The 13,883-nt window shown below is 73.3% G+C and carries 15 protein-coding genes; 8 read left to right on the forward strand and 7 right to left on the reverse strand.

The features are described from left to right. Nucleotides 1-151: 151 nt before the first annotated feature. A complete protein-coding gene (locus tag LZ495_RS38660) occupies nt 152-448 on the reverse strand; it encodes a DUF6355 family natural product biosynthesis protein (protein WP_235057882.1) in 297 nt (98 codons plus the stop codon). Between the two features lie 321 nt (nt 449-769). Here LZ495_RS38660 and LZ495_RS38665 point away from each other — a divergent pair, with 321 nt between their 5' ends. The 3 genes from LZ495_RS38665 to LZ495_RS38675 all read left to right on the forward strand — a co-directional run bounded on the left by LZ495_RS38665 (nt 770) and on the right by LZ495_RS38675 (nt 4,569). After that, on the forward strand, nt 770-2,632 hold the full coding sequence (locus tag LZ495_RS38665) for a flavin monoamine oxidase family protein (RefSeq protein ID WP_235057883.1): 1,863 nt from the start codon (nt 770-772) through the stop codon (nt 2,630-2,632). 165 nt (nt 2,633-2,797) lie between these two features. Beyond that, nucleotides 2,798-3,667 (forward strand): alpha/beta fold hydrolase, encoded by an 870-nt coding sequence (locus tag LZ495_RS38670; protein WP_372498709.1) that lies wholly within the window; start codon nt 2,798-2,800, stop codon nt 3,665-3,667. 5 nt (nt 3,668-3,672) lie between these two features. Next, nucleotides 3,673-4,569, forward strand: coding sequence for an AraC family transcriptional regulator (locus LZ495_RS38675; RefSeq protein ID WP_308268751.1), 897 nt, complete (start codon nt 3,673-3,675; stop codon nt 4,567-4,569). A 147-nt stretch (nt 4,570-4,716) separates the two neighbouring features. On the opposite strand, the gene LZ495_RS38680 is transcribed toward LZ495_RS38675, so the two are convergent. The 3 genes from LZ495_RS38680 to LZ495_RS38690 form a co-directional block, all read right to left on the reverse strand. Beyond that, entirely contained in the window at nt 4,717-5,109 is a 393-nt protein-coding gene (locus tag LZ495_RS38680) for a hypothetical protein (protein WP_235057885.1), read from the reverse strand. 212 nt (nt 5,110-5,321) lie between these two features. Next, nucleotides 5,322-5,825 carry a hypothetical protein gene (locus tag LZ495_RS38685; protein WP_235057886.1) on the reverse strand — a complete coding sequence of 168 codons (504 nt, stop codon included), beginning with the start codon at nt 5,823-5,825 and terminating at the stop codon, nt 5,322-5,324. After that, complete coding sequence (locus tag LZ495_RS38690; RefSeq protein ID WP_235057887.1) at nt 5,822-6,742, reverse strand: class I SAM-dependent methyltransferase; 921 nt, start codon at nt 6,740-6,742, stop codon at nt 5,822-5,824. The genes LZ495_RS38685 and LZ495_RS38690 overlap by 4 nt, the downstream gene beginning before the upstream one ends. A gap of 133 nt (nt 6,743-6,875) precedes the next feature. Between LZ495_RS38690 and LZ495_RS38695 the strand changes: the two genes are divergently transcribed. Both LZ495_RS38695 and LZ495_RS38700 read left to right on the forward strand, forming a co-directional pair. Beyond that, on the forward strand, nt 6,876-7,904 hold the full coding sequence (locus LZ495_RS38695; RefSeq protein WP_235057888.1) for a DUF5954 family protein: 1,029 nt from the start codon (nt 6,876-6,878) through the stop codon (nt 7,902-7,904). A 270-nt stretch (nt 7,905-8,174) separates the two neighbouring features. Continuing rightward, nucleotides 8,175-8,738, forward strand: coding sequence for a hypothetical protein (locus LZ495_RS38700; RefSeq protein ID WP_235057889.1), 564 nt, complete (start codon nt 8,175-8,177; stop codon nt 8,736-8,738). Nucleotides 8,739-8,807: 69 nt separating this feature from the next. On the opposite strand, the gene LZ495_RS38705 is transcribed toward LZ495_RS38700, so the two are convergent. After that, entirely contained in the window at nt 8,808-9,254 is a 447-nt protein-coding gene (locus LZ495_RS38705) for an Lrp/AsnC family transcriptional regulator (RefSeq protein ID WP_235057890.1), read from the reverse strand. A 94-nt stretch (nt 9,255-9,348) separates the two neighbouring features. On the opposite strand from LZ495_RS38705, the gene LZ495_RS38710 reads away from it, so the two are divergent. Then, entirely contained in the window at nt 9,349-10,188 is an 840-nt protein-coding gene (locus LZ495_RS38710) for an LLM class flavin-dependent oxidoreductase (RefSeq protein ID WP_235057891.1), read from the forward strand. Then, the gene (locus LZ495_RS38715; RefSeq protein ID WP_235057893.1) at nt 10,185-10,616 is read left to right on the forward strand and encodes a nucleoside deaminase; all 432 of its coding nucleotides are present in this window, start codon (nt 10,185-10,187) and stop codon (nt 10,614-10,616) included. Before LZ495_RS38710 ends, LZ495_RS38715 begins: the two co-directional genes overlap by 4 nt. 123 nt (nt 10,617-10,739) lie before the next feature. Here the strand turns inward: LZ495_RS38715 and LZ495_RS38720 are convergent, their stop codons facing one another. Then, on the reverse strand, nt 10,740-11,210 hold the full coding sequence (locus LZ495_RS38720) for a MerR family transcriptional regulator (protein ID WP_235057894.1): 471 nt from the start codon (nt 11,208-11,210) through the stop codon (nt 10,740-10,742). A 21-nt stretch (nt 11,211-11,231) separates the two neighbouring features. Continuing rightward, the gene (locus tag LZ495_RS38725; RefSeq protein ID WP_235057895.1) at nt 11,232-12,278 is read right to left on the reverse strand and encodes an MDR family NADP-dependent oxidoreductase; all 1,047 of its coding nucleotides are present in this window, start codon (nt 12,276-12,278) and stop codon (nt 11,232-11,234) included. A 324-nt stretch (nt 12,279-12,602) separates the two neighbouring features. Here LZ495_RS38725 and LZ495_RS38730 point away from each other — a divergent pair, with 324 nt between their 5' ends. Next, nucleotides 12,603-13,838: a serine hydrolase domain-containing protein gene (locus LZ495_RS38730; RefSeq protein ID WP_235057896.1), complete on the forward strand. Its 1,236-nt coding sequence runs from the start codon at nt 12,603-12,605 to the stop codon at nt 13,836-13,838. The last annotated feature ends 45 nt before the right edge of the window (nt 13,839-13,883 follow it).

A 13,883-nucleotide genomic window follows, 5' to 3' on the forward strand; every position in this document is an offset into this window, starting at 1 on the left:
GGGTGTCCCGCCCCTCGACGAGGGGGCTGCGGCTGCGGCTGCGGCTGTGTCTGGGTCTGCGTCTGTGCCTTGTCGGGCCGCGTCGGCCGACCGTCGCGGTCGGCCGACGCGTACTGCTGCTGCCGGGCCCGTGGCGGGCGTCGGCGTCGGGTCAGCAGGTCCGTCCGGTGTAGTACGCGCCCTGGATCTTGGACGCGGAGCCGAGCCACTGCTGGCCCGGGCCGACGCACCGCTCGTAGTCGGGTGCCCACGCGACCTCGACGTGGATGACGATGTTCGAACCGTCGTCGGTGCAGTGGTTGTAGAACGCGTCCGAGCTGGTCTCGAAGAAGCCGCACGGGTTGCGGAGGACGGGCGCGGAGGCGGCGCTCGCCGCGCTCACGCCCGTACCGGCGAGCAGGAAGGCGGAGGACGCGAGGGCGCAGGCCATCAGGCGGCGGAGGTGCACGAGGAACTCCCGGGTCGGAGAGGCGATGCATGCCGACCTGCGGGTCGGCGGCGGGACACCGCACATGATTGCGACGGCGTACGCGGCCGGTCGACGCGGCGGCCCGACGTTCACCCGGTGCAGCGAGCGGGCGTACGCCATCCGGAGCAGTCCGCGGCATGCACTGCCGCGGCGCCCGGTCGAAGGCGGTGTCGGGGCCGGGTCGGGCTGGACCGGGCCCGGGTGCGGCGTTGCCGCGACTGCCGCCTCGGCTGCTGCCTGAGATGTCCCCGCGGACGCCGCCGCGGATCGCGCCGCGGGCGGGTTCGGCGGGTATGCCGCATGCGGGAAAAGTCCTTCGCGATGCGGGACGAGTTCTTCGCGGCGACCGGCGGCAACACCGTTGACAACGCTGATGGGTGGGCGCTTCACTGCCGAGCACTCGAAGCGGAAGTCGTCCCGGAGAGGGAGTACATGGCCCCGAAACCCTCAGCATCGCCCCGCCGTTCGTTCACACGCCTGCGTGCCGCAAACAGGGTCGGCATCCCGGACCCGCTGCGCGCCGCGGTCTCGGTGCACCAGGAGGCCGCCCGACTCGGCATGCCGCCCGCGGAACTCGCCGGACTGCTCGGCGAACAGTCCAAGCAGCGCGCGCAACACGCAGCCGAGGCAGCGGAATCGACGCCGTCGCGCCGCCGGTTCCTCGCCGGGGCAGGGGCCGTCGCCGCCGCCGCGGCCATCCCTGTTGCCGCGGCAGTCCCGGCCCACGCGGCCGGCCCGACCGCCCCGCGCGTCGCGGTCGTCGGCGCCGGACTCGCCGGCCTGCGCTGCGCGCACAAGCTCTGGACCGGTCCGCGGCGCATCGCCTCGACCGTTTACGAAGCCGACACCACGCACATCGGCGGCCGCTGCTGGTCGCTGCGCGGCTTCTTCGCGAACGGCCAAGTCAGCGAGCATGGCGGCTCGTTCGTCAGCTCCGAGGACCGCGAGATGCTCGGCCTTGCCCGGCGCTACGGCATCGAGACCGAGGTCCACGCGGGCGGCGGGTTGGCCACCGGCGACTACATGTCGTGGATCAACAATGCGCTCTACACGACGTTCGACAGCGACCTCAACGCGTTCCTGCCGGCGATCAACGCGTCGGCGGAGGCCGCGGGATGGCCGCGCTACGACGACTTCACGCCCGAGGCGCTGCGCCTCGACCGCATGTCGGCGCTCGACTACATGGCCGAGATCGGCCTCGACGCCCGTTCCTCGCTCGGCCAGTTCGTGCAGAGCCGCCTCTTGCAGAACGGCGGTGAGCCGTCGGAGAGTTCCGCCATCAACTTCGTCAGCTTCTTCGCCGGACCGCCGGCCGAGGCGGCGCCCACGGCGACCTCCACGGCCACGGCTGCGGGCGGCGACGGCGCGCCCGGCGGATTCGACGAGTGGTACCACCTCAAGGGCGGCAACGACCAGGTGGTCACCGGCATGGCCGCGGAACTGCCGTCCGGCTCGGTGAAGCAGGGGTACGAGCTCATCGCGCTGCGCCGCAACAGCAGCGGCAGCTACACCCTCACGTTCGACAACTGCGGCCGGATCGTCGACGTGGTGGCCGACCATGTCGTCCTGGCCCTGCCGTTCCGCACCCTTCGCAACGTCGACCTGAGCCGCGCCGGACTGTCCGGTCTCAAGCGGCAGGCGATCGCCACCCAGGGCATGGGCCACAACGCCAAGCTCGTCCTGCAGCTCGACCGCAAGACCTGGCCCGCCGCGGGCAGCAACGGCATCACGCTCACCGGCCCCGAGGGCTACCAGACCGCGTGGGACGGCTCGGTCGAACTCGGCGAGACCGGCGCCCCGGCCCTGCTCGTGAACTTCCCCGGCGGCAACACCGCCCGCTACCGCTACACCGGCGCCGCACACGGGCCGGCGCCGTCAGCGGACGTGAAGTTCTTCCTCGACCAGATCGAGAAGCTGCTGCCGGGCACTCGGGCGGCGTACAACGGCCGTGCGTACGAGGACCATTGGTCGGTCGACCCGTGGCACTACGGCGCGTACCACTTCTACAAGGTAGGCCAGTTCACGGCGTTCGCCGGGTACGAGAGCGTCCAGGAGGGCGGGATCCACTTCGCCGGCGAGCACACCAGCGACTATGGCGCGACCCTGAACGCGGCCGTGGTGACGGGAGAGCGGGCCGCGGACGAGATCCTGCGGCAGGTCTGACCCGCGGGCAGTGCGGGTCGGGGCGGGGGGCGCCCGGCGCCGGGCCGGGGCCGGCCGCGGGGCCCCGGCGGGGCCCCCCGGCGGCCGGAGCACCCCGGGCCTGTTCCGGCGGTGCCCGACTTTTGTTCAAGACCGGCGGCCGCTGGTCCGCGCACCATCGGCTGCATGACGGACACCGGTACCAACACCGACACCACCAACAGCGGCACGCATGCTGAACGCGATGCCCACGTGCACACCGCGCACGGCATGCACGTCGTCCAAGACGGCCCGCGCCAAGCCCCGCCCCTGCTCCTGATCCACGGCTCGGGCGTGGCCGGCATCTCCTGGCAGGCGATGATTCCCGCCCTTGCCGCCCGCCACCACGTCATCCGCGTCGACCTCCCTGGGTGCGGCCACTCCCCGCCGGCCGACTCGTACGAGGTCACCGACCAGGCCCGCCGCCTCGCGGACCTCCTCGACGACCTCGGCATCAGCTCCGCGACCGTCGTCGGGCACTCCAGCGGCGGGTACGCGGCCACTGCGCTCGCCGAGCGGCGTCCCGACCTCGTCGGACGCATCGTCCTCATCAGCACCGGCCCGAGCGTGGACGCGCTGCTGCCGCAGCCGGCCGTCCTGCGCGTGCTCCTTGCACCGCCGTTCGGGCCGCTGCTGTGGCCGCGCCGCTCGGACGCCATGATCCGCAAGGGCATCAGCGCCACCGCCGCCCGTCCCGTGGAGATCTCGGACGCGGCGGTCGCGGAGCTGCGTCGCACCACGTACCGGACGTTCCGCCGGATCATCCGCGCGAACACCGCATACCTCCGGCAACAGGCCGTGCCCGAGCGCCTCGCCGGGCTCGGCATCCCGCTGCTCGTCGTGTTCGGCGGTGCGGACCCCCGCTGGGACCCGCAGTCCGCGCGCAGTTACACGGCCGTGCCGGGCTCCCGCATCGAGATGCTGCCCGGCGTCGGCCACGTCCCGCTCTGGGAGGCTCCGGATGCCACCGCCGCCCTGGTCCTGGAGGCCGCAGGAGGTCCGACGGCCGTACGCTGAAGGGCATGATGACGGCGCCGCCACCCGAGCGCGAGCCCGGCAACGCCGCTGCCATCGGGGCGGCCCTCGACTGGAGCAATGTCGAGGTGGCCGTCCCGCCCCCGACGCCGCCGCTGCGCATCCCCGGCGTGTCCATGGCCGGATTCCGCCAACTCCGCCCGAAGCAGGGCGAGATCACGATGGTCGCCCATCCGTCCATCACGCTTCTCCTCGACCTGGGCGACGGCGATCCGCTCCTCTGCCGAGACGGCGCCGCTTCCCGCCGGGGTAGCGTGGCCATCGGCCTGCTCCCCGGCGACCTCAGCTTCCGCGGGTGCCTGGACCAGGGCCTGCAGATACGCCTGACTCCGATCGCCGCAGCCGCCGTCCTCGGCGGCCTGTCCACCGAACTCACCGGCTCGGTAGCTTCCTTCGCCGACGTCTGGGGCCCGGATGCCGGCCGTCTCCACGCCACGCTGCGCGCCGCCGCCACCTGGGACGAGCGCTTCGCCCTCGCCGCGTCCGCGCTGCGCCGCCGCATCGCGGCCGCCCGCCCGCCGGTCGACGCCGAGGTCGCCTACACCTGGCAGCGCACCCTCCGCACCGGAGGCCGCCGCCGCATCGAGACCCTCGCCGATGACACCGGCTGGAGCCGTAAACGCCTCTCCGCCCGCTTCGCCGCCCAACTCGGGGTCACCCCCAAGCGCGCCGCCCGCCTGGTCCGCTTCGACCGCGCCGCGCATCTGCTGGCCGCCGGGCATACCGCCGCCGACACCGCCGCCCTCAGCGGCTACGCCGACCAGCCCCACCTCCACCGCGACGTGAAGTCATTCACCGGACACACCCCGGCCGCGCTGGCCGCGGCGCCCTGGCTGTCCATCGACGCCACCACCTGGCCGACGGCTCCTGCCGACGCGCGTTGACGCCCGCGCCCTCGGCCACGGTGGCAAGTTGCGTCAGATGCCCGCCCCGCAGCGTCGCCGACGGCGTACCGTGCGCGTATTGCGGGTGGGTTGGCGGCCCGCAATACGCGCACGGTCACTCACCGTTCCAAGCTCGGCCCGCGACCGCTACGGGTGCAGCTGCCGCCAGCCGCTGCAGCTTCCCGACTGGGCGCACATGCGGACGGACACCTCACCGTTGACGTGCGGCAGCGTCCCGAGCGGGCCGTTGAACGGGCCGACGGTCTGGCCGCAGGTGTAGCCGGCCGTGGTGAAACGCTTGGTGCCGGAGCCCTCGACGTAGATCTGCAGCGACGTCCACTGGCTGTTGCAGTCCGTGTCCTTGACGAAGATGCTCTGCGCCCGGACGGCGGTACCGTCGACCACCACGGTGCCCCACGCGTTGCCGCCCCCGCCGTACTCGTCGAACCAGTGCCCGCCCTGCCCGGCCGCCGCCGGCTGGGCAACGAGCGCAACGGCCGCCGCAGCAGCCCCGGCCACCATGGCCAACTTCCGGATCATGCGAGATCCCCCTGTCCTCCGACAACGCCTGCCGACGATTCATGACCGGCACCGGCACAAACCCCGGCGCCGGACCCATCGTTGGCGCCCGGCAACTGCCCCGTCACCCACTTTCGACCTGTACCGAAACGCCACCCGAAGCCTCCGGTTCCGGTTGCCACCGGGTGCGGAAGCCGAGTCCGGTGACCAGTGCAGGTACGCGGCCTTGGGGCCTACACCGGCACCGGATACCAGCGGCGATGCACCCACGGCTCGACAGCGAGCACGCCCACCCCGCCCACCGCCATGACCGCCGCGGCCGGCAGCGAGACCGATCCGGCCAGCGCCACGCACGCCGCTACCGCGACCGGCCGCAGCATGGTGAGCGGCCCCAGTCCGGCGACGACCGCCAGAGTGCCGAGTCGGAACGGCCCGCCGAAGTAGCAGAGCAGTGCTGCACCGACGACCGCCGCGTACGGGACGAGCACCCACAGCGCGCGACCGGCCGCCGCGTCCAGGTCCCGGTACGCGGCATCGGGGTCTGCGGCGGCGAGCAGGATGCCTGCCGCGCACAGCAACGCGACGCAGGCCAGGGCCACCCCGGCGGTCAGCCCGCGGAGGGCGGCCCGGCGGATCGCGGGCCGGCGGCGGATCCGGGCGTCGCGTCCGGCGTAGGCCCGGAACCCGGCGAATGCGGCGTCGGCGAGGGCGATGAGCAGCAGCAGCGCGCTGTTCATCGCGCCCCGGCCAGGCGGCGCGCGGCGCGGCCCAGTCCGGCCCGGAACGGTTCGACCAGGCCGGGCCGTACGCCCAGCACCGGGCGCAGCGTCGTACAGAAGGGGTTGCTGCGTTCGCGCGGTTCGAAGACCAGCGGCACCAGCGGCGCGGCCGCGGACGCCGCGGTCAGCAGCGTCGCGTCGTCGTGCGCGCGCCGGGCGGACATCACGCCGTCGTGCCGCCCGAGCGGGTCGCGCATCCGGGCGCGGTGGAACATCCACGCGCCGATCGGCGACAGCGCCGTCGTGGCGATGTCGTAGTGGCAGAACGCGGCGGTGTCCGGCCCGGCCTGCGCCGCGAAGAACGCCGGCAGGTCGGGTCCGCGGAAGTGGTGCAGCAGCCCGGTGGAGACGAACACGGTCGCCGGTACATCGAGGCGGAACGCGTCGGCATGCACGAACCGGCAGCGCAGCCCCTCCGCGTCGGCGAGCCGCTGCGCCTCATGGACCAGCGCGGCGTGGAGGTCGACGCCGATCAGGTCCACGTCGTCGCCCAGGATGTCGTGCGCGGCCAACCAGCGGACGAGGAAGCCCAGCCCGCAGCCGACGTCCACGACGCGTATTCGGCCGTCGGGGAGCGGATGGCCGGCGCGTACGGCAGCGATCAGCGGCCGCAGCAGTTCGGCGAGGCGGTCGCCGATCCGCAGTTCCTGACTGAGGCGCTGCAACTCGGTGTGGACGGCGATCAGGCGGGCGTCGACGGCGGCCTCGTCCAGGATCCCGCCATCGCGTACCGGCACCGAGCGCAGCAGCCGGACCCCGCGGGAGTCGCCGGCCGCGGCGAGGCGCCGCTCGGCATCGGCCCGGACCACCGGCACCCGGGCAAGGGTGGCAGGGTCGTGGGCGACGAGCAGGTCGGACACTTCGAGCAGCGGCACCCGGACACGGTACGTCAGCACCGCGCAGCCGCCGCAACGTATACCGAGCCGCGCGGCCGGGGGCGTATCGGATCGGACAGTAATCCCCCAAGGCAGCTGCGCACAGTGCTGCTCCGCGCACACAATGTCGACCATGGGTGGAGACGTGGGTGGGGAAGAGGAGCCGGTGCTGCCGCCGTGGGTCACGTTGGTCCGGCGGCCCGAGCATCCCGTGGAAGCCGCCGTCGAGGCGGACGCGCGCGACGCCGCCCAGCGGTATGGCCACTACGTCATCCGCGGCCCCCTCTTCGGGCTCGCCGTGCAGACGCCGGACGACGGGCCCGGCTGGCGCATCCTGCAGTCCATCACCAGCGGCGACGCGCAGTCCGTCCGCGACTCGCTCCTGTCGGTGCTGTGGTTCCGAGCCAAGGACGAGGCCGACGACGTCGCCCAGCGCCGCGAACTCCTCGCCGCCGTCGGGCGCTTGGAGACCGAGAAGGTCGACGCGCTCACCGCCGTCGGAGTCCGCTACCGCGTGGTCCGCGCCGACGAATTCGTCCGCCTGGACGCGGGCAGGCCCGAGGCACCGCGCCCCACCGACCCGGAGCCGGCCGAAGCAGACTGGGGCACCCAGCGGCACGGCCCTCCGCTCGACGAAGGCTTCGTCATCGACCCGGCGCTGCCCGTCACGCCGATGGAGGCCGCGGAGCGCTTCGCTATGGGCGACCTGCACTACGCCGCCCAGCGCTACCCGCCGGACGTCCGCGCCGACTCCGCGGAGGCGCTGCACACCCACCCGGGGGTCGTGCTGCTCCCGCCCGCGTTCGGCATCCTGCAGCGCACCGAGGATGGCTGGGCGCCCGTCACCGGTCCGCAATCCACCCCGCAGGAGGCCCGCAAGCAGCTGCACTTCCTCCTGGACTGGCTCTGGCCCCGCATGCCCGCCTTGGGCGGCGCGCACCCCGACGACTACGCCCCCGCGGCCGCCGCGCTGCGCAAGGAACCCCGCTCCCACAGCTACGAGTTGCTCGGCCGCCAGTTCCTCGTCACCCGCATAGGCCGCGTCGTCCGCATAGGCGACGCCGGCCCCGAAGGCCCCCGCCCGTCGGACATCGACGCGACCGACCCGATGGAGAGCCCGCACCCGCCCATGTCCGACGACGGCACCGTGCATTACGACTGACGGCAGGCCACTGGAGAAGCTGCGGTGCGCGCTGCCGCGTGCGCCGAGCGAGCCCCCGGGAACTTCAAAAATCGACAAAGCTACGATGGGCCGCCGCTCCGCCATGGAAGGCCCAAAGTGCATCGATCCGCCGTCGCAGCCGCCGTCGCGTGCCTGCTTGCCGTGCCCTTCCTCGGCGCTTGCGGCGATGACGGAAAGCCCGCGGCACACACGCAGTCGCCTCGCGAGGTCGCCCGGCAGCTGGAGGACGTGATGTCGTCTTTCCGGACCATGACCACTCGAGCGGTGCTGGTCGATGACGAAGGCACCGGCCTGGAACTCCACGTCGACGCGGAGTACCGCGCGTCCGGGCAGCCGGGCCGCACCATGCGGCTGACCGGGGCCGGCCTCGCCGGTGAGCTCACCGTCCGGGACAGCACCGTCTTCGGGCGCGGGAACGGCAGATTCTGGGAGGCGGCCGTCGGCGAGCAGGCCGCAGGGAAGATGCCTGCGGAGGTCCTCGCCGGGCGTGCCGCCGAGGTGCCGGCCGAGGAAGTGGTGCTGGGACGCTTCGAGCTCCGCCTGGATCCGGTCTCCTACTTGGAGAACGACGCCTTCACCTGGTCGCTCTCGGCCTCCGCGGACGGCTCCCGGGAGCTCGTCGGATCCAGCGCCTGGGGGAACGTGGCGTTCACCCTTCCCGCACGGCCCGGTCCTCTCTTCCCGTCGGTGATGACCGTGGACGGGCTCGACCGGGTGAAGGTGGAGTTCCGGGAGTTCGATACGGCCGTGGATCTACCGGCGGAACCGGACGACGCGGTCGACCTGACCGCATCGGACATCTGGGCCGACTGAGGGCTCTGCGTCCCGGCCGCGGACCGCCGCCCGGATCGCCCGGTGCGAGCCGTGGCCGCGGTCCGGTGTTCAGGGGCGGTCGGGGCCTCGGTACGGGAGGGTCTGGTTGTAGACGACGCTTGTGGTCGTGCTGCCCAGGCCGGCCAGTTCGTCCATGAGGGTCTCCAGGTGCCCCATGGAGGTGGCGGCGACCTTGAGGGTGTAGCAGTCGTCGCCGGTGGTGCGCAGGCACTCGAGGATCTCGCGGCGTTCGGCGAGGAGGCGGCGGAGCGGCTCGTGGCGGTTGCCGGGGTATTTGAGGCGGACGACGGCGAGCACCGGGTAGCCGGCCTTCTCCAGGTCGACGACGGCCCGGTAGCCGGTGATGACGCCCTGCGCCTCCAACTGCCGTACGCGTTCGGTGGTCGCGGACGGGCTGAGGCTGATGCGCCGGCCCAGCTCGCTGAGGGAGATGCGGGCCTCCGCCTGGAGCTGCGCGATGATCGCCCAGTCGGTGTCGTCGAGGTTTGCGGCCATCCGGGCAATCTACCGGTGGATCCACGGCGGAAGGGCCGGGAAGCCGGGAGATGTCGGTTACCTTGCGCCCGGTCGGCGGGATAGCTTGGCGATCATGCAACTGGGTGTGAACGTACCGAACTTCGGGCCGGGTACCGACCCCGGCGTGCTGCGCGAGTGGGCGCGGGTCGTCGAGGGCCTCGGCTTCGACGTCCTCATGGTGTCGGACCACGTCGTCGTCACGGACGACTTCTCCGGACGCTACCCGGAGCCGTTCTACGAACCGTTCACCACGCTGTCGTGGCTCGCCGGGCTCACCACGCGCGTCCGGCTCGGCACAACCGTGCTGATCCTGCCGTACCGGCACCCGCGCCTGGTGGCGCGCATGGCCGCCAACCTGCACGCGCTCAGCGCCGGCCGCCTCGTGCTGGGGGTGGGCGCCGGATGGTCCGCGAAGGAGTTCGCGGCGCTCGATGTCGCGCATGCGGACCGCGGCGCGCTGACGGACGCCTGCCTGGAAGTGCTCCGCGAGCCGATCGCGCCCGCGTTCACCGACGGGCTGCCGACGGTCCCCATCTGGGTCGGCGGCCACAGCCCCGCCGCGCTGCGCCGCGCGATCCGGTACGGCGACGCCTGGCATCCGCTGCGGCTCACCGTCCCGGCGATGCGCGAGATCCTCGCGGCGCACCCGATGCCGGGCTTCGCCCCGCGCATCGCGTTCAAGCTCACCGCCCAGCCCGTCGACGACCCGGAACGGCCCGCGGGCACCGGCACGTTGGACCAGATCCTCGCCGACCTGGAGGAACTGCGGGAGCTCGGCGCGGGCACCGTCGTCCTCGACCCGTACCACCTCGACCCGGACGAGACCCGCCGGCCGCACGAGGCCTGGCGCGCGCTCACCGCCGTCGCCACCCAGTACCCCGCCCACCGGGCCGAGCGAGAGGCCGCATCATGATCACTCCAGCCGACGAGGCCCTGCTGCGCCGCGCGATCGCCATCGCGGCCCGTGCCGTCACCCTGGGGGACGGGCCCTACGGCTCGCTGCTCGCTGGCCCGGACGGCGACGTCCTCATCGAAGCGCACAACACCGTCGCCCGCGACGACGACATCGCCGCCCACCCCGAACTCAAGCTCGCCCGCTGGGCCGCCCGCGAACTCGACCGCGAGACCGCGGCGCGCACCACGATGTACACCAGCTGCCAGCCGTGCGGGATGTGCACCGGCGGCATCGTCCGCTCCGGCCTCGGCCGCGTCGTATACGCCCTGTCCACCGACCAGTTCGTCGCCCTGAACCCCTCCGGCGGCTGGCCGGAAGTCCCCCAGGACGGCCCGGCCCTGTTCGACGAGGCACGCGGCCCGATCGTGGACTTCTGCAAGCTGTAGGACGCCCGGCGCCGCGCGGCATCCGCCGAACTCGCGCGTTGCCGCGCGGCATTCATGGACCCCGCACGGTGCCGTGCGGCATCCGCGGACGGTTCGCTGTCGGCGTGCCGCGCCTGGTCGCGGTCAGTCTGCCGGGGTGGGGGAGGCGGCGGGGGCGGCGGGGCGGCCTGCTGCTTGGGCTAGGCGGGTGCGCAGGTGGGTCAGGCGGGCGATTTCGGCGTCGAGGGCGGCGAGTCGGCGGTCGACTGCCTCCGCGGCAGGGGATGCGGGGGATGAGGGGGGTGTGGGGGAGGGCGTGCCGGTGTGCGGGGGTGCTGCCGGGGGCTCCGCCAGGTCCTCGACCACGGCGGTGCAGTGTGGCGGTGCGCCGGCCGCGAGGAGGTCGAGGCGGGAGGCGAAGCCGCGGACGTCCTCGACGGTGAGTCCGTGCTGCAGCAGTTCGCGGACGGCGCGGATCCTGGCGACGTCGCCCGGTCCGTACACGCGCTGGCCGGACGGGCTGCGCGGCGGTGCGGGCAGCAGGCCGCGCTGCTCATAGAACCGCAGGGCCCTGGGTGTCGTCCCGGCGGCCGCAGCCGCGTCCCCGATCCTCATGCACGCCTCCCGCTCGTACGCCTACAACGCCACCACGACTGTGCCGAAGTGGCGTCCCTCGATCAGTTCCTGCAACGCCGCGGGGGCGCGGTCGATGCCCGGGAGCGCGACGTAGGGGAATCGGATCCGCCCCTCGCGCAGCCAGCCGCCGAAGCGCTCCTCCCATTCGGCGGGCACGTCCGGATGGTCGGCGCCGCGGTAGCCGCGTACCGACACGCCCTGGACGACGAGCCGGTAGCTGTCGACCTCGGCGGGCGCACTGCCGCCCGCGCGATCCCCGGACAGTTGCCCGGCCAGCGCACCGACCAGCGCGATCCGCGCGCCCGGCCGTGCGGCGGCCACCGTGGCGGTCAACTGCTCGCCGCCGACGGTGTCCACGACCACGTCCACGCCTTCGGGCGCGGCCTTGGCCAGCAGGTCCCCGAACGGCGCGGACCCACGGACGACGACGGCGTCGAACCCGAACTCCGCCCGCAGCCGCTCCGCCTTGTCTGCCGACCCGGTGCTGCCGATGACGCGGCCCGCACCCGACAACCGGGCGATCTGCCCCGCAAGCACCCCGGTCGCGCCCGCCGCACCGCTGACGAACACCGTCTCGCCGTCCCGGACGGGCGCGAGGCGGGTGAGCGCGCCGTACGCCGCCGACCCGCTGGACAGGTGCGCCACCGGGTCGGGGAGCGTCGCGGGAGTGCAGTGGTCGGCGGGCAGCCGAGCGAACTCCCGCCAGCCGTCGAGGTGGACGACCACCGCCCCGGGCCGGAGCCCCGCGCCTTCGCCGGCCGCGACCACCTCGCCCACCGCAGGACCGAAGAGCGTGTCGCCGGCCCGCAGCGGCGGCAGGGGCACACCGTCCGTCTCGTCGCCCATCAGCGTCCGCAGCCCTGGGAAGACGAGGAAGTGGCGGTTCCGGACGACGACTTCACCAGGTCCTGGGGCCGTGACAGGAACCTCGGCGATGTGCAGATCGGCGGCGGTCGGCAGCCCCCGCGGCTGCCCGGCGAGCCGGACCTCGCGCGAGATGCGGGGGAGGGGGTGGGGGTGCGCAGGGGAGACGGACGTTGCGGTCATGGAGGACTCCTTGGGGTGGGGTGGGGTGTGGTCGGCCGCGCGGGCGGCTGTTCGGTTGACCGGTTGACCGGCAGTGCGACTGACCGGCAGTGCGACCGGACAGCCGGGCCCTGCGGCGCCGGGCATCCGGCAACCGCCGAGGCGCCGCGGCGACGTTAACCCCTGACGTGCGGGTCAAAGGCAAGCCCGGTGTGCCGGGCGGGGCGGCGCGGTGCCCTACCGCGGCACGCGCGCCGGCTGCGGGACGCGGCCCTACGGGTGATCTTCTTGTGGGTCGGAAGTTGCCGACCCGGGCGCCGGGGGAGTGCGGCTGATACTGCGCGCATGAGGATCACCCGTTTGAAGTCGCGCTCGTACCTGGCGGCGGCCGCCGCGTTCGTCGCGTTGTTCGCGCTCGGCGCGCCCGCGGGGCCGGCCGACGCCGCCGCGGGAAGCGCCCGGTATCCCCGGCTCTGCGTCGGATCGCAGGTGCCGGACAGCGGGCCCGCGCGCGACATCGTGCGGATCGCCGAGCAGGCGAAGGCCGAGATGGGGCTCAAGTCGGTGATCCTGCGGGTCACGTCCGGCGGCCGCGAGGTCGTCACGACGGCGCTCGGTGAGTCGATGACGGCGGTACCTGCCACGCCCGCGATGCACTTCCGCAACGGCAACATCGCCATCAGCTACATGGGGACCGCGCTCCTGCGCTTGGTCGACCAGGGCCGCGTCAACCTGGACGATCCCGTCTCGCACTGGCTGCCCGGTCTCCCGCCCGCCATGGCGCCGGTGACGCTGCGGATGCTTGCCGCCTCGACCACCGGGCTGATCGACTACGTCAAGGACCCGGGCTTCATTCCCGCGGTGGGCGCGAACCCGTTCCGGCAGTGGACGGCCGACGAGCTCGTGAGCATCGCGACCACCAAGGACCTGCTGTACGCCCCGGGCACCAACTGGAACTACTCGCACGCCAACTTCGTGCTGCTCGGCGCCGCACTGGAGAAGATCACCGGCACCCGGCTGGACCACCTGCTCCAGCAGCAGATCATGGGCCCGCTCGGCCTGCGGCAGACGGCCAACAGCTTCACCCCGGAGATCCCCGAGCCCGTCCTGCACGCGTTCACCGCGGACCGCGGGACGTACGAGGAGACGACGTTCTGGAACCCCTCGTGGACGACCGCCCCCGGCGCGGTGCAGACCACCGACATCTGCGACCTGGCCCGCTCGGCCGAAGCGATCGGCGCGGGCGAACTGCTGTCCCCGGCTGCGTACCAGCAGCTCCTGAACCCGGGGACGGTCGGCCTGGGGACCCCCACCGAGAAGTGCCCGGCGACCCTCTGCATCGCGCAGACGCAGAACACTCACTACGGCATGGGCGTGCTGGTCCTGGGCGACTGGGTCTCGCAACACCCGCTGTTCTTCGGCTACTCAGCCACCCAGAACTACCTGCCGTGCGCCCGCCTGGCCATCGCGGTCTCGACCACGCAGAACCCGGGCGCGCAGGGCGGGCACACCGCGCACCTGATCGCCCAGCGCATCGCGGCAGCGCTCGCGCCGGGGCATCCGATCCCGAACTTCGGCTGAGGCGACGAGGCCACGAGGCCACGAGGCGACGAGGGACGAAGGGGC

Source organism: Yinghuangia soli (genome assembly GCF_021502675.1).
GTDB lineage: Bacteria > Actinomycetota > Actinomycetes > Streptomycetales > Streptomycetaceae > Yinghuangia > Yinghuangia soli.